Origin of the sequence: Nocardia miyunensis NBRC 108239 (genome assembly GCF_001613065.1) — a bacterium.
Classification (GTDB): domain Bacteria; phylum Actinomycetota; class Actinomycetes; order Mycobacteriales; family Mycobacteriaceae; genus Nocardia; species Nocardia miyunensis.
The window spans coordinates 1-18,179 of sequence record NZ_BDBQ01000145.1 but is presented as its reverse complement, the minus strand read 5'-3'; the positions used below and the strand labels follow the sequence as shown (position 1 = coordinate 18,179).

The window sequence follows — 18,179 nt, the reverse complement described above, 5'->3', positions numbered from 1 at the left end:
GGTATCACGGGTGGTCCTGTGATGATGCCGGTGACGGTGTGCGGGCCCGGTCACGCGACGACCGCGGACGCAGACCAGCTGTCGTGGCTCGATGCCCGGCTGCTGGCAGCGGACCCCGATCTCGAAGAGTTGTTCATCGAACTCGACGAGGTCCTGCGCCAAGCCCACGACCGGTGGCGGTCCCCGCCGCCACGTGAGCATCGCGATCCCAGGTCCGGGCCGGGCACGCGGCGGCCCCGGAGGCCGCCCACCCGGCGCCCCGACCGCCGACCGGACCCCGGGCCGGGCCGGGCCGCCAGCGCGGCTCACCCCTAGGGGGTTACGGCGGTCTCGATTCCGCATCCGATAGCGAGTGAGAGCGAGGTGATGCCCGTAGACCACACCGACGACAACACGAAACGTTCTCGCACAGAAGTACTCTCGCGACAATCCGGGTCGGCGGCCCGAGCTCGATGCCTGCTCGTCAAGGCGTGCCCGGACCCCCTTCTCCGGCGCAGCCACTGTGGGGCGCCAGCAGGTGGGGCACGGGTCGCCGCCCGTGCGGGAACTTCGCAGAAGTTCATGTTCAGACTCTTCCCGTCCACGGGTGGGCTCGGTCAGCATGAAGGCTTCCGGGCTCACCCGGCCCTTTCGCCCGAGTCGACCCACGATGACGTTCGAGGGAGAGATCGCCGTGACCAGCACCTGGACCACCATCACCCCGGTAGGCAGCGACTTCGACCGCGCCGGGCAGAACGTGCCCGTCCACGACCGCGAGTTCGGCCTGGACACCACCGCGCTGCGGCCACCAGTCGAAGCGGTGCGCGCCGCGATCGATCCCGCCGACCTCACCGACCGTATCGACCAAGCCTGGATCACCCCACTGGACCTCGATGACGACTACGACCACAGCCGCGCCGACTGACCACACCACCCCTGGGCGCATCCACCCCGCCGACACCGCACGGCACGCGAACCGCATCTCGATCGTGCACCACACGCCCACGCCCGCAACCGATCTCGACATCCCGTCAGTACGCTGGCCCGACCCCAGCCCCTTGGACAATTGGTGGACCGAAGTCATGGACGGTGCCCTCACGCCGGTCGCCGCACCCGCGGCCGAACTATGACGATCCATGCTCACCCTGCTCGCACTCCTGGTAACCGTCCCCCCGCTCGCCGCACTCGCCGCGTGGGCGTGTGTGGCCGCCACCTACTGGTACGAAATCCGCACCCGCTACCGGCAGCCACCACCCGACCAGCCCGCCCCCTGCACCCCGGCACTTCGATGATGACCGCCTTCATGCGGACCGAAGATCGACGTCTGATCTATTTTCCGGCTCCCCCGGACAGCCGGAAGCACGTCGGCGGGGGAGACAGGCCGGCGGCCAGTCGGTGTATCGGGTGATCACCGCCGGGCCCGCACAGCGATGATCGGCGGTTCGTGTCGATCCGAACTGCGGCGTGGCACCGGGATCGTCACCCCGGGCCGATCTGGCCGCCGCGACAGAGGCCACGCTGATCGCCCACTCTTCCCCCAATGCGATCGACGGGACGAGTGCGGTGGGTATCGGGCCCGGCGCCGCCGAGTACAGCAATCGCCGGTTGTGGTGCTGGCGCGTGGGAGCTGTTGTCCTGCAGCATATTCCGAGTCTGGCGGGGTGGTGATCCTGCCGGGCGAGGGTGCAGGGAGATCGTCGTCGTGCTCGGGGATCCGGAAACCGGCACCGGAATTTCTGTTGCCGGTCCAGCGTCCGTGCGTGGCCCGCTGCGGTGGGCTGTGTAGCCGGTAGTCGGCTCCTGCGTTGCCGGGCCCCAGACTCGCGGACAGGGAAACACCGTCGGGAAACGCAGTGCCGCGCAGTCGGTGTCGAGGTAGGCGAGCTGGTCGAACATGCCGGCGAAGGTCGTTTTGCCCCCGTTGTCGGGGCCGGTAACCACCAGTAGCCGTTCCGGTCCTGAGAGCCCGAAGTCGGGTTGATATGCACCCCGTCCGTTAGCGCGATGTCGAGCTCGTCGAGACGCTCGCCCATGAGGTCATGTCGCCACACAGTCGCCCAGGCGACAAACCGAAGGGTGATTGCCGTCACGTTTACAGAGTGATACTGTCCTTCAGACAGCTGTCCAGTCTCTAGTACTAACAGCTGTGCGGTCAGTGTTCTGGAGGTGTGTTCGCAGCCTCCGACGTACGGCGAAGACGCACCCGAACGGAGTAGGGCAAGAATGAGTAGAAGCAACAAGACATCGCGGCGAGCGCCGATTTCGCTGCGTCTTGGGCTGGTGGCAGTGGCATCCACGCTGCTTCTGGCCGGTTGCGGGAGTAGTACGAGTTCGCAAAATCCCGGCTCGACAGGCCCGACAACGGCGCTTCCGGACAACCATGTGACCGGCACGCCGGTGAAGATCGGCCTCATCAGTCCGGAAGGCGGCGCGCTCGGTTCACTGCCGGACGCCAGGGAAGCCGCACAGGCCGCGGCCGAGTACGTGAACAAGAACCTGGGTGGTCTCGCGGGCCATGAGCTGGAGCTGGTGATCTGCAAGGAGAAAGAGGATCCGGCCTCGGCGCACGATTGTGCGAACCAGATGGCAAGCGCCGGCATCGTCGCGGTGGTGGCGCCGGTCACGTCCCAGGGCGATGCGCTGGTGCCGACCATCACCGGCGCGGGCATCCCGTATGTGACCATGATGGGCACGAGCGCCAGCGAGATGACCGCCGACAACAGCCACATCATCACCAGTGGCCTGCCCGGGTCCTTCGGGGGGACAGCCGCGTACGCGGCCGGACATCAGTACAAGAAGGTCGCCATGCTGGTCGAGGACGCTGGCTCGGTGATGTCGGGTGTGCAGATGATGGCCGGTCCGGCATTCCAGCAGGCCGGTATCGGATTGAAGGTCGTCGGCGTACCAATGGGCACTCCGGACGCCACCCCGCAGGTGAGCGCGGCGCTGGGTGATCACCCCGATGCGGTACTGATCACCGGTGACGGCACGCTGTGCACCTCCGTCCTGCGTGCGATGCAAACCTTGGGCTCGACCGCTGCCAAGCTGGCTCCCCAGACGTGCATGGGACCAGAGGTGCTGTCGGCCGTGGGCAACGCCGCAGTCGAGGGAGTACATATCGTCGGCAACGCCGACGTGACGTCGAGCGATCCGGACAGCGTGTTGTTCCGCTCGGTCATGGCGAAGTACGCGCCGTCGACGAGTATTTACGGCTACGCGTACTCCGGATACCAGGCGTTGCTGGGTTTCGTGCGCGGCGTGGAGGGTGTGAAGGGCAATTTCACGGCGGCGACGGTATCGGCGGCGCTCGGGGCGACCAATCACGTGCAACTGCCGATCGGTCACGGGCTCACCTACACCTGTGACGGACATCAAGTTCCGATGCTGAAGGCGATCTGCGGGAAGGGCGCCATCATCACCACCGTGAAGGACGGCAAGCCGGCCGACCCCGAGGTCGTTCAATAGACCGGCCCGATTCGCTGTAAAGGATTGGTGGGCAACCGCCGTGGATCATCACATCGCATTCCTGGCGCTGGGTCTGGGCAACGGAGCTGTTTACGCGGCACTGGGGCTGGCGCTGGTGATGACGTTCCGTAGCTCCGGAGTGGTCAATTTCGGAACCGGTGCGATCGCGCTCTATGTCGCTTACACTTTCGCGTATTTTCGCCGCGGTGAATTGTTCGTCCCCATTCCCGGCTTGCCGCGAACGGTGTCGCTCGGAAATCCGCTCGGGGTCTGGCCTGCGATCGGCCTCTCGATGGTCATCGCCGCCGTTCTCGGGGCGTTGTTGTATGCAGCCGTATTCCGGCCCTTGCGCGCCGCGGCGACCGTGGCCAAGGCGGTCGCATCGATCGGTGTGATGCTGGTGGTGCAAGGGGTGCTCGCACTGCGGGTAGGTACGAATCCCGTGGTGGTGGCGCCGAGTTTTCGGTTGCAGCCGTTGGCCATCGGTGACGCGCGCGTGCCTGCCGATCGACTGATCCTGGCCGGGATCGTCATCGCGATAGCCATCGGGCTGGCGGCGCTGTACCGGTTCACCCGTTTCGGCCTGGCCACGCGGGCGGCCGCGGAGTCGGAGAAGGGCGCCGTGCTGAGCGGGCTGTCGCCGGACGCGATCGCGATCGGGAACTGGGCGCTGGGCACGATGGTGGCTGGGGCGAGCGGGATCCTCATCGCTCCCATCGTCCCCTTGGTCCCGCTGTCCTACACGCTGTTCATCGTCCCGGCGCTGGCCGCGGCATTCATCGGCAACTTTGCGTCGATGCCGCTGGCGGTGGCCGGTGGACTGGCGATCGGCGCGTTGCAGTCGGAGGGTACCTACCTGCAGGCGTCCGTCGGCTGGTTCCCGCAAGCCGGTGTGGCAGAAGCGATTCCGCTGATTCTCATCCTGGCGTTCCTGGTGGCGCGCGGTAAACCGCTGCCAACCCGCGGAGCGGCGGTTCAGCGCTCCCTGGGGCGTTCGCCGCGGCCTACCCGGATCACCGCGACGACCTTGCTTGCGACCGGAGTCGGTGTGGTAGCCCTGCTATCGACCTCCGGTACCACCCGCGCCGCGCTGATCGTGACGTTCATACTGGCGGTCATCGCGCTGTCACAGGTCGTGGTGACCGGGTTTGCCGGGCAGGTCTCGCTGGCCCAGCTCACCTTCGCCGGTGTCGCCGCGTTCACGCTCAGCAGGCTGGGCACGAACCTGCACATTCCATTCCCGTGGGCGCCATTGCTGGCGGCCGTGGCGGCCGCTGCCGTCGGCTTGGTGTTCGGGCTCCCGGCACTACGGGTCCGAGGGCTCCCGCTCACCGTTGCCACGCTGACTCTCGCAGTGTTTCTCGACGCGTTCTGGTTCCAGAACAAGACGTTCAACGGCGGGCTCACCGGCGCGCACGTCGCGAAGCCGGCGCTGTGGGGCCTCGACCTCGGAATCGGCGCGGGACAAGGCTATCCGCGCATCCCGTTCGGGATTCTCTGTCTGGTCGTGCTGGTCGGAGTCGGCGCCGGGGTAGCGCTACTGCGCCGCAGTCGCCTGGGCGCGGCGATGCTCGCGGTGCGCGCCAACGAACGCTCGGCCGCGGCGGCGGGCATCGACGTGGCGCGAACCAAGTTGGCCGCATTCACGATCTGAGCCTTCATTGCCGGACTCGGCGGGGCGTTGATGGCCTACCAGGAAACCCTAGCGACCGCGCCGTCCTATGCCGTACTGGCCGGGATCGGAATGTTCGCCGTGGTGTACCTCGCGGGAATCACCTCGGTGTCGGGGGGAATCCTGGCCGGAGTGCTGGGCGCGGGCGGCATCGTGTTCACACTGTCGGCGAAGTATCTCCACGGCGGTGACTACTACCCGGTAATCAGCGGAATCCTGTTGGTGCTCATCGTGGTCGGTTATCCCGAGGGCATCACCGGACGGCTGCATCGGCTGCTGTCACGGATACGGCCGGGCGAACGCCGCGCGACTGGACCGGCGTGGACGTCAGAGCCCAAGGTGCCGGCGCGGCGGGTGAACGGGGATCCATTGTTCTCCACGATCGGCCTGCGAGTCCGTTATGGCGGCATAGTCGCTGTGAACGATGTAACCCTGCAAGTACGCCGTGGCGAGATCGTCGGCCTCATCGGTCCCAACGGGGCTGGTAAGACCACCTTGATCGACGCCATCACAGGCTTCGCGGACGCCGAAGGCACTGTACGGCTGGGTGACATCCCCGTGCAATCGTTGCGACCTCACCACCGAAGTCGGCTCGGGCTTGGCCGGTCGTTCCAGGGATTGGAGCTCTATGACGACCTCACCGTCCGGGAGAACGTGGAGGTCGGCTCGAGTGCCGCGTCCCGGTTCCCGGCCGCCCGGCGATCGGAGACCGCGGTGTTGACGTCCGTGCTGGGGCTGCTGGAACTGGCGCCGGTGGCCGATCGAGCGGTCGCGACGCTCTCCCAGGGCCAACGGCAACTGGTGTCGGTGGCGCGGGCGCTCGCGGGCGCTCCGGCCATCGCCCTGCTCGACGAACCCGCTGCGGGCCTGGACACCAGCGAAAGCCGTTGGCTCGGTGAGCGTTTGCGGTCCGTGCGCGATGCCGGTGTGGCGATCCTGCTGGTCGACCACGATATGGAACTGGTGCTCGACGTCTGCGATCGAATCATCGTGCTGGATCTCGGCACCGTGATCGCGGAAGGCACCCCACAGGAGATTCGTGACGACCCCGCCGTCGTGCGAGCGTATTTGGGTACACCGCATGCCGTGACCGGAGGTATGTAATGACCATGCGTGCATCTGAAGGCATAGTGTGCGTGGGGGTTTCGGCCGGATATCAGAAGGGCTCGCCCTGTGTGCGTGACATCGATCTGACGGTGGCCGCCGGAGAGATGGTGGCACTGCTGGGTCCCAATGGAGCAGGCAAGACGACCTTGCTCTCGACCCTGGCGGGATTGCTGCCCAGGCTTGCGGGCACGGTCGAACTCTCCGGCAGAGCTGTCGCGGGCGGCAATGCCCGCGTGGCCGCACGGCGCGGGCTGGTTCTGGTTCCCGACGACCGGGCGTTGTTCGGCGGGCTGACGGTGGCGCAGCATCTTCGGCTGGTAACCGGCAATGATGCCGAAGTACAGCGGATTTTGGAATACTTTCCGGCACTGGCGAACCGGATGAAGGTCGCCGCCGGGCAACTCTCGGGAGGCGAGCAGCAGATGCTCGCGCTCGGACGCGCCTTGGCCCTGACACCGCAGGCACTGCTCATCGACGAATTGTCCATGGGGCTGGCACCCATGGTGGTGGAGTCGATCCTAGGCGTGATCAGAAAGGCTGCGGCCGAAGAGAATATCGCGGTGTTGCTCGTTGAGCAGCACGTCGCCCTGGCGCTCGAGTTCGCCGATCGAGCTGCCGTCCTCGTGAAGGGGCGGGTGATTCTCAGCGGGGACACCGCCGACCTGCTACACCGTACTGACGCCATCGAGGCGGCCTACCTCGGCCTATCGGGACGTGCGAGTGACTAGTCCGCTGAACTTGCGCCGATGCCGATGAGTTCTTCTTCCGATCCAGTGGCAAATGCGAAGAGAGCAAGAATGAAATTCGGTCTGCAGCTCGGATATTGGGGCGCGCTGCCCCCGGCCAACCACGCGGAGCTCGTCGCCGCGGCGGAGGACGCTGGTTTCGAAGCCGTTTTCACCGCAGAGGCGTGGGGGTCGGATGCCTATACGCCGCTGGCGTGGTGGGGACGGGAGACCAATCGGATCCGGCTGGGTACGTCGGTGATTCAGCTGTCCGCCCGGACACCGACCGCGTGTGCCATGGCCGCACTGACGCTCGATCATCTTTCCGGCGGCAGGCACTTGCTGGGACTCGGGGTATCGGGACCACAGGTGGTCGAGGGCTGGTACGGACAACAATTCCCCAAGCCGTTGGCCCGGACGCGGGAATACATCGACATCGTGCGGCAGGTGTGGGCGCGTGAGGGGCCGGTCGTCAACCCTGGACCGCACTACCCACTTCCGTTGTCGGGCGAGAACACCACAGGCCTGGGCAAACCGCTCAAACCGATCGTCCATCCGTTGCGGGCCGACATCCCGATCATGCTCGGCGCCGAAGGCCCGAAGAATGTGGCGCTGGCCGCCGAGATCTGTGACGGATGGCTGCCGATCTTCTACTCTCCGCGGCTGGCGGGGATGTACAACGAGTGGCTCGATGAGGGGTTCGCCCGGCCGGGCGCGCGTCGCAGCCGCGCTGATTTCGAAATCTGCGCCACCGCACAGGTTGTCGTGACCGACGATCGTCCGGGCACACTGGCGTTGATGAAGCCGTATCTGGCCCTGTATCTGGGAGGGATGGGCTCGGAGGTTACCAACTTCCATGCTGGTGTGTTCCGGCGGATGGGATACGCGCAGGAAATCGATGACGTCACCAGACTGTTCCGTAGCGGTGACAAGGACCGCGCAGCTGAGGTCATTCCAGACGAACTTGTCGACGATGCCGCCATCGTGGGCGATCTCGGCTACGTCCAGAAGCAGGTGGCGGCGTGGGAGCAGGCTGGCGTCACCATGATGGTGGTCGGGCCACAATCGGTCGAGCAGATCCGGGACCTCGCCGCACTCGTTTGAAATTTCCATCCCATTGCGTCAGCCCAGTGGGGAGGTAGTAATGTCTAGACACATGTCGGAACTCGTGTCTAGCGGAATGGAATCCACCCGGCGCCGTCTGACCGTAAAGCAGGCCGATACCGTCGATCGCCTGACCGCGGCAGCCGTCGAAGTCCTTTCCCGGCAAGGGTATTCGGGGACGACGATACGGTTGGTCGCCGGAGCGGCGGGGGTCGGTACCGCCACTGGCTACACCTTTTTCTCCTCCAAGGAACATCTGTTCTCGGAGGTGTACTGGCGGCGTCTGATCGCCCAGTCGCCGCCCGATATGGAGGATCCGGATCGCACCGTCCGCGTTGTTGCGGTGCTGCGACAGATCTCGATGCTGCTCGCCGACGAGCCCGCGCTGGCGGGGGCGGTGGGCAATGCACTGCTGGGCGACGATCCCGATGTGCGGCACCTGCGCGTGCGCATCGCCGCCGAGATTCGCCGGCGGCTCAGCGACGCACTCGGCGCGGAGAATTCGGAAAGCATCGAGATGCTTGAATTGCTGTATTCCGGTGCCCTGCTGCAGGCTGGGATGGGACACATGTCATATCCGCAGGTTGCCGAAGTGCTGGAGGCGTCGGTGCGGCGGCTGCTCGCCTGAGGGCTCGATCATCCGGTGAGCGCGATCCCAGCGGTGGTGGCCGCCGAACCGGGCATCAGCACATGATCGGCGAAACCCAATGGGTCAAGAGCTTCGCCGGTTCCGGGGGCGATCGGATTGCTGGGACCAGGTAGCGAGTTGTGTTGTCAGGTCGGTGATTCGAGTGCCCGGTGGCTGGGGAGCGGCCGGTGTCGAGCGTTCGAAACGAGGTGCGGGCACGGGTTGTGTGGATCCGTCGACACAATCGAACACACCGCGCTGCACGATTTGTGGATGCTCGAGCGCTTCCGACATCGTGAGTACGGGTGTCACGCAGGCATCGGTATCGGCGAACCGGGCGGCCCACTCATCGCGGGTTCGGCTCGCAAACCGTTGCGTCAGAATCGAACGCAGGGCGGGCCAGGATTGCTTCTCGGCACGGTCGGGCACATCGGCCGGCGTGAGCCCCAGTCCGTCGAGAAGTTCGGAATAGAACTTGTTCTCGAGAGCTGCCACGGCGACATGGCGGTCGTCGGCACAGCGATAAATCGAATACCAAGGAGTGCCGCCATCGAGAATGTTGGTGTTCCGCTGTTCGGTCCACATTCCCATCTGCCGGAACGACCAGATCGGGTGGGCGAGTTGGCTCAGGCCGTCGAGTATGGCCGCGTCGACCACCTGTCCCGTGCCCGAACTATCCCGTTCGTAGAGGCCTGCGAGGATGCCGGCGACCAGGAACATGGAGCCACCGCCGTAGTCGCCGAGAAGGTTCAGCGGAATCGCCGGTTCGCCGGCCGGTCCGATGGTGGACAGCACACCGCTGACCGCGAGATAGTTCAGATCGTGACCGGCGGTGCGGGCCCAAGGGCCGCTCTGTCCCCAGCCGGTCATGCGGGCATAGATGAGCGCCGGATTTCGTCGGCGACAGGGCTCGGGCCCGAGCCCGAGCCGTTCGGTGACGCCGGGCCGGAATCCTTCGATGAGGACGTCGGCATGATCGATCAGGCCGAGGAGGGGCGGTATCGATTCGGGGTCCTTGAGATCGGCCGGGACCAGTGTGCGGTTGCGCAACTGCGAATCGTTGTCGGGGTCCGCCGGGCCGCCGGAGGGTGTAGGTCGTACGACACGCACCACATCTGCGCCCCAGTCGGCCAGCAGCATCGCGGCGTGGGGCGTGGGACCGATCCCGGCCAGCTCGACGACACGGACACCGGACAGCGGACCGGTGCTCATCGCGTGGCCTCGCGATGCGGAAGCAATCGTGCCGCACGCAGGTCGGGATGGAATTTGGTGGAATGCATTCTCGTGGAGGTCTTTCCGTTGGTGCGGGCGAGTCCGAATCGAAGGGGGCACGCCCCCGCCCCGGGGTTACCGAGGCGTCAGGGGCGGCAGGCGCCACCTGCGACGGGTGCCGGTGCGATCCAGATGGAGCCCTTTGCTTCTCGCACGGACTTGTCGAAGTCGTTGACCTCGAAGCCACATGCGATGTAGAGGGTGCGCCGGTCCGGGCCGCCTAGGCAGCATGCGACGCTGAGCCCGGCCTCCGCATAGGGCGGGTGCACCTCGTGCGTGATCTTGCCCCCCTCGAGCACTCGGACCGCACCGACTCGGGCGGCGGCACATGCCCACACCGCGCCCTCCTCATCCAGGCAGATGCCGTCGGGATAGCCGACACCTTCGGCGAAAATACGTCCGGCGCCGAGCTTTCCGTCGGTGTCCAGGTCGTAGGCGATGATTCGGTCGGCATAGGTCTCGGCGGTGATCAGCGTCCGGCCGTCGGCTGAGATGGCAATGCCGTTGGCCCCGGCGAGCAGCCCGCTCTCCTGAGCGATATGGGCATAGCCGTCCGGTTCTACCACGAGGACGTGTGAGTCCCGCGGGTGCTCGCCGACGAAAATGTCGGATCCGAGTTGGGTGATGTATGCGCGGCCGTGGGCGTCGACGACCATATCGTTGACCGGCCCGGTCGCCAGCTCGCTGAGGTCGGCGTGCAGGCGTAGTTCGCTGCCGTCGAAGCTCAGCACTGTTTGCTCGAACATCGACACGATCAGCAGACGGCCGTCCGGGAGGAATCCTGTGCCGGCGGCGACGACGGTCCGTCCGCGCAGAGGGACGCGGACGGTCAGGTCGGCATACGTACCGGGATTGCCGGTGGTATCGAGCTCGAGTATGCGACCGCTGAACATGTCGGTGAAATAGCAGTGACCGTTGTGCCAGCGGGGACATTCGGGCCAGCTGAATCCGCTGACGAGGCCCCGGGCCTCGATGGTCTCGGTCATGGATCTCCTTTGATCGCTCTGCGGCAGCAGGCGAAACGTGACGGCGGCGCCGCGACGACCGGCCTTGATTTAGTCTAGTGTCCGAAATAGTATCCAGACACATGTCCGAAAGAAAGACCGAAGCAGATTCCGGATCCCGATCGGCATTGGCCGAGCGGCCGGAACTGCTCGCGCGCGTGCATGCCTTCGGCGCCGCCAATGCGCACCTCGTGAGGGATCTCGTGAGCTTGCGGGCCGCTCAATTCGATGCCGGATTGGCCTGGGTGTACTTTCCCGAAGGTCGGGGTGGCCTCGGTCTGCCGCGAGGCGTGCAGGCGGAGGTCGATGTCGTCTTGGCCGATTACGGCATCCCCGCACCTACGATTGCCGGCAATCCGATCGGTGTCGGCATGGCTGCGCCGACTCTGCTCGCCTTTGCCTCCGGCGAACACTGCGACCGGTACCTGAAGCGAATCTTCACCGGCGAAGACATCTGGTGTCAGCTGTTCTCCGAACCCTCGAATGGTTCCGATGTCGCCGGTGTCGCCACTCGCGCTACTCGCACCGCGGGCGGATGGATCGTCAACGGGCAGAAGGTCTGGACCAGCTTCGCGCACTTGGCCTCCTTCGGGCTGCTGCTGGTCCGCACCGACCCGAACCTGCCCAAACACCGTGGTCTGTCGTACTTCGTGCTCGATATGAGCTCGCCGGGCGTCGAGGTTCGGCCACTGTTCCAGATCAGCGGGGACTCGCAATTCAACGAGGTGTTCCTGACCGACGTATTCGTCCCCGACGACGCCATGCTCGGTGGCGTGGGTGACGGCTGGGCCGTCGCGACAGCCACCTTGATGAACGAGCGGGTCGCGCTGGGCGGAGCGGGCGCCCAGCGTATGGCCGAACCACTGCTGTCTGCGCTCGACGCGGCGGAAAACTCTTGCAGCCCCGTCGAATTCGCCGTCTACCAGGATCAGGTCGCGCGGCTGTGGATCGAGTCGGAGGCGTTCGTATCGACGATGGAGCGCGTCGCCCGAGCCGCGGCGGCCGGCGAACCGGGTCCGGAGGGCTCGATCGGCAAGCTCTGGGGTACGGAGATCCAGCAGCGTATCGCCGCCCTCGAACTCGAGCTGACCAGTCGCTGGTGCGTCGGAATGCCGGAAGGTTACCCCCTGACCCGCAGTAGTCCCGCCGACTATGGCGGGTCCCCGGCGAAGCGTTATCTGCGCAGTCGCGGATTCACGATCGAGGGCGGCACTTCGGAAATCAATCGCAATATCGTGGGGGAGCGCGTGCTGGGACTGCCGCCCGACCTCCGGGTCGACAAGAACGTGCCCTGGAACGAGATCCCGCGGTGACGGCCGTGCCCTCGTCGCACCAGTCCGAGGAGATTCAGTTGGGAACCAGCACCGATACCCTTACCCTGGCCGACCTGCGCAGCCTGCGAGAAGCAGTGCGTAGCTTCCTCGTTGGTGCCGCGACGCAGGATTCGGTGCGCACGGCGATGGCTGCGGGCGTCTTCGATCGCTCGATCTGGACGACGCTGGAAACCGAACTCGGCGTGCTCAGTGTGCTCGGCGATCGTGCCGCCCTGCCCGCACTGGGCGTCGTTGCCGAGGAACTCGGGCGGGTGGTGTTTCCCGGCCCCTTCCTAGGGGGCGCGGCCGCGGCGGCCCAAGCCTGCCTCCACCACCCGGATCCGGCCCGGGGGAGCGAGTTGCTCGACGGGATCGGCAGCGGTGCGGTGATCGCGGCGACGTGCCTCGACGAGCGCTCGGTGAACGGTCTCAGGCTCGTTCCGGGGGCCGGAGGTTGGACGGTGACGGGCGACGTTGCTGCGGTCGTCGATGCGCCGATCGCCGACATCGCCGTCCTCGCCGTGCGCGGCGACGAGGGCTTGGTCGTCGTCGCTGTCGAGCTGAGCGGAGATCATGCAGAGATGACTGTGCTGCCCGTGCTCGATCAGACACGCACGCACGGCGATCTCGCGTTCTCGGGTGCTCGGGCCGAGATCCTGGTCGGTGCGGAGCATGCGGCGAGCTTCGTCCGGGCGGCGGATGCGCAGGCGCGCGCACTATTGGCCGCGGAACAGGTGGGCGGTTCGGACGTGGTGCTCGGCATGGCGGTCGACTATGCCAAGACGCGCAAGCAATTCGGCCGGGCGATCGGCTCGTTTCAGGCGATCAAACACCGCTGCACGGACATGTACGTCAAGGTGCAGGGCGCACGTTCGCTCGCCGAGGTGGCGATCGAACTGGCCACGCGGCCCGAGACCGAGCTCGATCCGCGCATCCTGGCGGCGTACTCGTACTGCACGGAGTCGTATCTGGCTGTGGCCGAGGCGAATATCCAGATCCACGGCGGCATCGGCTTCACCTGGGAACACCCCGCCCATCTCTACCTCAAGCGGGCGCGCGGTTCCGGGGTGCTACTGGGCTCCCCGCTTGGAGCGCGCGCCCTGCTGATGGACCGGCTTCGCAGCGCGTAGCCGAGCACGGAGGCCCTGGGCAGCGTGGTTGAACGACACTAGACAAGTGTCTGCTCAAGTGTGTGGAAGATTGACCGTCCGAACGCAACTGTCGGTGACACCACTTGCCGCGTCTTCGCCCATGCCGTCCAGACATTGCCGGAAGTGGTGGCGGCAGGGCGGTGGCACGGCGGCAAGGATTTCGTTGTCTTCGAAGATCAGCGGTGGACTGTTCACCGGTTTCCTGGCGATCGAGTTGGGCGGACCGGTCGAACTGCGCGGTGGAGTCACCGGCGAGGGCGCGCTGGTTACCGTACCGCTGTTCCACGCAACGGGATTGCTCAGCGGCTTCCTGCTGCCGTGCCTGATCGCCCAGAAGGTAGCCCTGCTCCGCAAGTGGGACGCCGCGATCGCCATGGAGGTCATCGTCAGCGAGAAGATCACCATGCTGTCGACGGTCCCGGCGATCCTCAAAGATTTGCTGATCCACCCCGAACTCGGCGACCACGACCTGTCGTCCATTACCCGGGTCTCGGCGTCCGGCGCGGCGACGCCGGCGGATCTGCCCGACCTGTTGCGCGACAAACTCGGCATTGTCACACGGTCGTCCGGGTACGGCCTGACCGAAACCGTGTCGGTGGGCGCCACGATGCGTGGCCCGGTCTTCGATCTCAAACCTCTTGCCAGCGGCATTCCATCGCCCATCATCGAGATGCGTGCCGCGGATCCGGCCGATGCTGCGCTGCCACGTGGCGAGGACGGCGAAGTATGCCATCCTCGGTGCGGTGCCGTCCTCACCGAGGAAGCGCTTCGAGGCCACCTGCATCGGCAACTACCAGGACTCGAGGTTCCCAAGTATCTCGTAATGTCGGAAAAACCCTGGCGCCGCAACGCAAGTGAAAAGATCCACAGGATCGCACTGCGGGACAGCTTCGTGGCGAGCTGATTTGCCCGGCCCGGGCCGTGGTCAGTGGGATTTCGAGACCGTTTCGGCCTCGTCGCGGAACGCGGCGAACGAGCCGGTGAGATCGCCGGTCGCCGTGCACATCACCTGGGTGCGGTTTTCCAGATCGAGCGCCTGCCGGAGGCTGGGTGCGTCGACGTTCTGCCACATGGTCTCTTTGGTCATCCAGACGGCAAGTGGTGTGTGGCAGGCGATTTCGCGGGCTTTGGCGATCGCGCGATCGAGCAGCGACTCCTGGTCGACGACCTCCAGAACCAGGCCTATGGCGGTGGCCTCGGAGGAGTCGAAGACGCGGCCGGTCAGCATGAGTTCGGCGGCGCGGGAGGCGCCGACGAGGCGGGGGAGGTGGTAGCTGGTGCCCATGTCGCAGGCGGAGACGCCGTGGCGGATGAAGACGGCGCCGAAGCTCGCGGTGGGGCCGCATAGCGGATATCACAGGCCAGGGCCAGCGCGAAGCCGCCGCCGACGGCGGCCCCGTTCACCGCGGCGATGACGGGCTGGCGCAGCCGGTGGATCTTCTCGAACGCCGAGGTCATCAGCTCCTGAGCGGCCAACGTGACGGTGACGGGTGAGGTTGCACGGGATTGGAGTGCGGTGTAAGGAGTTGCGTCGATATCGGTGAAGTCCTCTGGTACAGCCTTGATGTCGGCGCCGGCGCAGAAGATCGCGCCGGCGCCGGTTATCACGACGGCACGGACGGTGGGATTGCCGTTGATCGAGTCGAGGACGCGGTGCAGGGCTGCCAGCGTCTGGGAATCCAGCGCGTTGCCGCGTCGCGGCCGGTCGATCGTCAGGACGACGATGGCGTCGTTGTCGAGATGTTCGAGTGTGAGCGCGGAAGACGTCATCGGGCCACCATTCCTTTGGACACTACGCTGTACAACTGTCTGGAATGCTTTATAGTACTCGGCCGTGGGCACTGTTGAATCATGGTGCATAGTCGCGATCGGACTCATCGGTATCGCTATGGCCGGGTCTCCGGCGCCCAGAGGGTCCGGGATGCCGATACGACGAATTGGCGGGCCTCCGCGAGGCTGTCGCCGAAAACCAGGACAGTGTCCCCTTCGGTGACCTGCGCGAGCCGTGCACCGAACCAGCCGGTGGGCAGCACAGGCCAGCCGCGGCGGCCAGGCGAGCACCGGCAGCTTCGGTGAACGCAACGCCGCCGACCCCCAGGACGCATGACGCAAGGGCGCCCAGGCGCAGTCGGCCGAGGCCAAGTCCAAGGGCGGCCAGCACAGCCACGGCGGCCACTGAGCAGCGAGCCGACCGGCCACCGGTCGATCACAGCTCACCGCGAGGCCGGGCGGCGTTTGCGCCCAGCCTCGCTCATCGATCACCCCAGACCATGGCAGCTGATGACGACCAGCACGAGTTCGTGCCGACGAGGGACGAAACCAGGTTCGATGGCGATCAGGGTGTCGATCAAGACGAGGGACTTTACAAGCGGCGAATACGGGGACTATCCCAGATCGCCACATATCAGCCCCGTGTGCTGTGGTGCTACTACTCGGACAGCGGGCGCCTAGTACTCCGGCCCGGTTGCGTGATCGGGCGATGCGGCTCGTGGGATGCTGCTGCTTGCGGTGACGCCTGGGTTCTGCGCGACGATAATGTGCGCATGGCTGACCGTGCGGAGTCGTCGCAGGAGGAGAAGGATCTCGTCGAGCATGTGGTGGGGGTGGGGGATCCGATGGCGGTGGGCCGGTTCCGGTATTGGTTCCGGGAGCGGCGGTGGGAGTGGTCGGCCGAGGTCGCGCGGATACACGGTCGCTCGCCGGACACCGAACCGACGACCGAGTTGCTGTTGTCACACAAGCATCCCGAGGATCGTGACCGGCTGGAAGCTTTGATCGTGTCGATCGAGGACGGTGGCGCGTTCTCCAGCCGTCATCGGATCATCGACACCGCCGGACAAACTCATGAGGTGCTCGTGGTGTCCGAGCCGATGGCCGATGCCCACGGCACGGTGACCGGGACGCAGGGCTACTACATCGACCTGTCCGCCGCCGCGGCCGCCTACCGAAGCGAGGCACTCGAGGATGTTTTGCCGGATCTGGTCGAGGCCAGGGCTGTGATCGAGCAAGCCAAAGGCGCGCTCATGCTCGCCTACAACGTCAGTGCCGAACAAGCGTTCGCGGTGTTGCGCTGGCGGTCCCAGGAATCCAACACCAAACTTCGCACTCTCGCGCAACGGTTGATCGACGGATTGCCCGAGATCTCCGGCGACGAAGTGCGGCTCCGCACTCGCATGGACCACCTGCTGCTGACCGCGCACACCAGGCCCGAGCCCGAACCGGTCGAGTGACTCCTCGCCAGGCGGTCGAAGCTGGTCAGCGCGAACTCGCGCTCATGTAGGAGGCCGCTCGGACTCGGCTGATCCGGTATCGGGTGACGTTTGTCAGCTGGTGGTGTTGGTGTAGCGGATGCCGTCACCAGTCGGGGGTCGATAGCCAGGAAGGAGTCCGCAGCGGCAGGGGTCCAGGATTGGACGAGTGGGGCGTAGCGGGCGATGGTGGTGGGGTCTGGACCACGGTCCTGCGGCCGGGCGACGTGCTGTTCGGACATGGCCACCACGGCACGGTCATCGAGGTCCGGGGAGTGCGATTCGAACTACGGCACGAATCGATGGTCGACCCCGTTACCTACACGGCTTTGGGCGAGTACTGGCGCACAGGGGATCTGAGGCCCTGAGCCGCAGGTAGCCGGACCGCGTGGCACACGAGTATCGGCGGTGATGCGGCGGATCCGCCGTCCTCGGCGGGCCCGTTTTCAATTCCCGGCCCGCGTGGAGAGTTGGTCACCGAAGTGCCGGTGTCCGGGTGCGGGTTGCGGGTTGGTGGGGTGGTGGTTGCCGGTAGTGGTAGCGGATTTCGTGCCAGCAGGTTGCGGCCACGCACGTCCAGCCGACGAGTGCGGCGAGGGAGGGAACGGTCACCAGCAGTGCGAGCAGGGTGAGCACGGATCTCATCACCTCGCCGGGGATGCGACGGCCGGGGTGAGGGCGCCGTCCATGATCTCGGTCCACCAGTGGGCCAGCGGGCTGGGGTCGGGCCAGTGCACCACCGGGGATTTTTCGGGAACGTCGGAATCTGTTGCGCGCGTGCGCGTGTGGTTCATGCCGTTGGTGTGCCTGGCTGAACTGGTCTGTGCTGGTGATGTCATGGTGGCCTTCGGGCTGGTGCTCTGATGATCGCGGCAGGCGGTGCTCGGGTCGGCAACGGGCTGTCGGTATCGGATCCGGGGTCGCGCGCCGATGTGCGCGTGCCTGGTCAGCAGCGGGTGGCGCTGCTGACCGGTCGGAGGTGGTGTGGGTAGGGATTGCGGGCGCGAGGGTGACGGGGGTCGGGGGACCTCGGTGTGGCCGGGTCGGTGGGCATGGCCGGTGGCATGATCGTGGCCCACCAGGGGCGCGGGCGGCGGGGGCGGTGCCGCTGCGTGCCCCGGATGCCGCCGGGATCGGTTGCGGCGGTGGTTATCCGGTGCGTGGCCGCGCGGGGGACGGTGTGACGGGCGGCGGGGGTGGGGTCAGTCGGTGGTGTCGTGGTCGTAGTCGTCATCGCAGTCCAGTGGGGTGGTCCAGGTGGGTAGAAGGGGCCGGGTGAGCCCGGAAGACCCGAAGCTGACCGGGCCCACCCGTGGACGGAACGGATTCGAACGTCCTCTTCGGGGCTGTTCGCGCGGGGGAGGGCGGTGATCCGTGCCCGGGGTTGATGCCACCGATAGTGGCCGTGCACGTGCCGGACAGCCACAGGTCCGGGTGGACCGTGCCGGGATGGGTGATCGGGCCGGACGCCGCCCCGTGGTCGCGAGAACAGTTGTGTGGGAGAACATTTT

Annotated in this window: 17 protein-coding genes and 2 pseudogenes; 14 read left to right on the top strand and 5 right to left on the bottom strand. The window is 66.2% G+C overall.

Annotated features, from left to right (window positions below; all coding sequences use genetic code 11):
- The 9 genes and pseudogenes from NM2_RS45315 to NM2_RS45280 all read left to right on the top strand — a co-directional run.
- Window positions 1-315, top strand: a 315-nt coding sequence (locus NM2_RS45315; RefSeq protein WP_218026124.1) for a hypothetical protein, incomplete at its 5' end; no start/stop codon positions are given.
- A 358-nt stretch (window positions 316-673) separates the two neighbouring features.
- Window positions 674-904 carry a hypothetical protein gene (locus NM2_RS45310; RefSeq protein WP_169816366.1) on the top strand — a complete coding sequence of 77 codons (231 nt, stop codon included), beginning with the start codon at window positions 674-676 and terminating at the stop codon, window positions 902-904.
- Entirely contained in the window at window positions 873-1,109 is a 237-nt protein-coding gene (locus NM2_RS49960) for a hypothetical protein (protein WP_157121967.1), read from the top strand. The genes NM2_RS45310 and NM2_RS49960 overlap by 32 nt, the downstream gene beginning before the upstream one ends.
- 6 nt (window positions 1,110-1,115) lie before the next feature.
- Window positions 1,116-1,271, top strand: a complete 156-nt coding sequence (locus tag NM2_RS49955; protein WP_157121964.1) for a hypothetical protein — start codon at window positions 1,116-1,118, stop codon at window positions 1,269-1,271.
- 1,090 nt (window positions 1,272-2,361) lie between these two features.
- Entirely contained in the window at window positions 2,362-3,444 is a 1,083-nt protein-coding gene (locus tag NM2_RS45300; RefSeq protein WP_169816365.1) for an ABC transporter substrate-binding protein, read from the top strand.
- A 40-nt stretch (window positions 3,445-3,484) separates the two neighbouring features.
- Window positions 3,485-6,220 (top strand): annotated as a pseudogene (locus tag NM2_RS45295) (ABC transporter permease subunit).
- Window positions 6,220-6,951, top strand: a complete 732-nt coding sequence (locus tag NM2_RS45290) for an ABC transporter ATP-binding protein (RefSeq protein ID WP_067683469.1) — start codon at window positions 6,220-6,222, stop codon at window positions 6,949-6,951. The pseudogene NM2_RS45295 and the gene NM2_RS45290 overlap by 1 nt, the downstream one beginning before the upstream one ends.
- 69 nt (window positions 6,952-7,020) lie before the next feature.
- Complete coding sequence (locus NM2_RS45285; protein ID WP_067683467.1) at window positions 7,021-8,052, top strand: LLM class F420-dependent oxidoreductase; 1,032 nt, start codon at window positions 7,021-7,023, stop codon at window positions 8,050-8,052.
- Between the two features lie 52 nt (window positions 8,053-8,104).
- Entirely contained in the window at window positions 8,105-8,680 is a 576-nt protein-coding gene (locus NM2_RS45280) for a TetR/AcrR family transcriptional regulator (RefSeq protein WP_067683466.1), read from the top strand.
- 84 nt (window positions 8,681-8,764) lie between these two features.
- Here NM2_RS45280 and NM2_RS45275 read toward each other — a convergent pair whose 3' ends face one another.
- The gene (locus NM2_RS45275) at window positions 8,765-9,892 is read right to left on the bottom strand and encodes a CaiB/BaiF CoA transferase family protein (protein ID WP_067683465.1); all 1,128 of its coding nucleotides are present in this window, start codon (window positions 9,890-9,892) and stop codon (window positions 8,765-8,767) included.
- A 146-nt stretch (window positions 9,893-10,038) separates the two neighbouring features.
- Entirely contained in the window at window positions 10,039-10,938 is a 900-nt protein-coding gene (locus tag NM2_RS45270) for an SMP-30/gluconolactonase/LRE family protein (protein WP_067683464.1), read from the bottom strand.
- A gap of 101 nt (window positions 10,939-11,039) precedes the next feature.
- Here NM2_RS45270 and NM2_RS45265 point away from each other — a divergent pair, with 101 nt between their 5' ends.
- From NM2_RS45265 to NM2_RS45255, 3 genes are all read left to right on the top strand, one after another.
- Complete coding sequence (locus NM2_RS45265) at window positions 11,040-12,269, top strand: acyl-CoA dehydrogenase family protein (RefSeq protein WP_067683462.1); 1,230 nt, start codon at window positions 11,040-11,042, stop codon at window positions 12,267-12,269.
- A gap of 38 nt (window positions 12,270-12,307) precedes the next feature.
- Window positions 12,308-13,399 (top strand): acyl-CoA dehydrogenase family protein, encoded by a 1,092-nt coding sequence (locus NM2_RS45260; protein WP_067683479.1) that lies wholly within the window; start codon window positions 12,308-12,310, stop codon window positions 13,397-13,399.
- Window positions 13,400-13,634: 235 nt separating this feature from the next.
- A complete protein-coding gene (locus NM2_RS45255; RefSeq protein ID WP_169816364.1) occupies window positions 13,635-14,324 on the top strand; it encodes an AMP-binding protein in 690 nt (229 codons plus the stop codon).
- Between the two features lie 21 nt (window positions 14,325-14,345).
- On the opposite strand, the pseudogene NM2_RS45250 reads toward NM2_RS45255, so the two are convergent.
- Window positions 14,346-15,190, bottom strand: a pseudogene (locus NM2_RS45250) (enoyl-CoA hydratase/isomerase family protein).
- 773 nt (window positions 15,191-15,963) lie between these two features.
- Between NM2_RS45250 and NM2_RS45245 the strand changes: the two are divergent.
- Window positions 15,964-16,650, top strand: a complete 687-nt coding sequence (locus NM2_RS45245) for a PAS and ANTAR domain-containing protein (protein ID WP_084532321.1) — start codon at window positions 15,964-15,966, stop codon at window positions 16,648-16,650.
- Between the two features lie 179 nt (window positions 16,651-16,829).
- Entirely contained in the window at window positions 16,830-17,036 is a 207-nt protein-coding gene (locus NM2_RS45240; RefSeq protein WP_067683459.1) for a hypothetical protein, read from the top strand.
- A 106-nt stretch (window positions 17,037-17,142) separates the two neighbouring features.
- Here NM2_RS45240 and NM2_RS49950 read toward each other — a convergent pair whose 3' ends face one another.
- Both NM2_RS49950 and NM2_RS49945 read right to left on the bottom strand, forming a co-directional pair.
- On the bottom strand, window positions 17,143-17,313 hold the full coding sequence (locus NM2_RS49950; protein ID WP_157121961.1) for a hypothetical protein: 171 nt from the start codon (window positions 17,311-17,313) through the stop codon (window positions 17,143-17,145).
- Window positions 17,313-17,462, bottom strand: a complete 150-nt coding sequence (locus NM2_RS49945; RefSeq protein WP_157121958.1) for a hypothetical protein — start codon at window positions 17,460-17,462, stop codon at window positions 17,313-17,315. The genes NM2_RS49950 and NM2_RS49945 overlap by 1 nt, the downstream gene beginning before the upstream one ends.
- Window positions 17,463-18,179 lie beyond the last annotated feature (717 nt).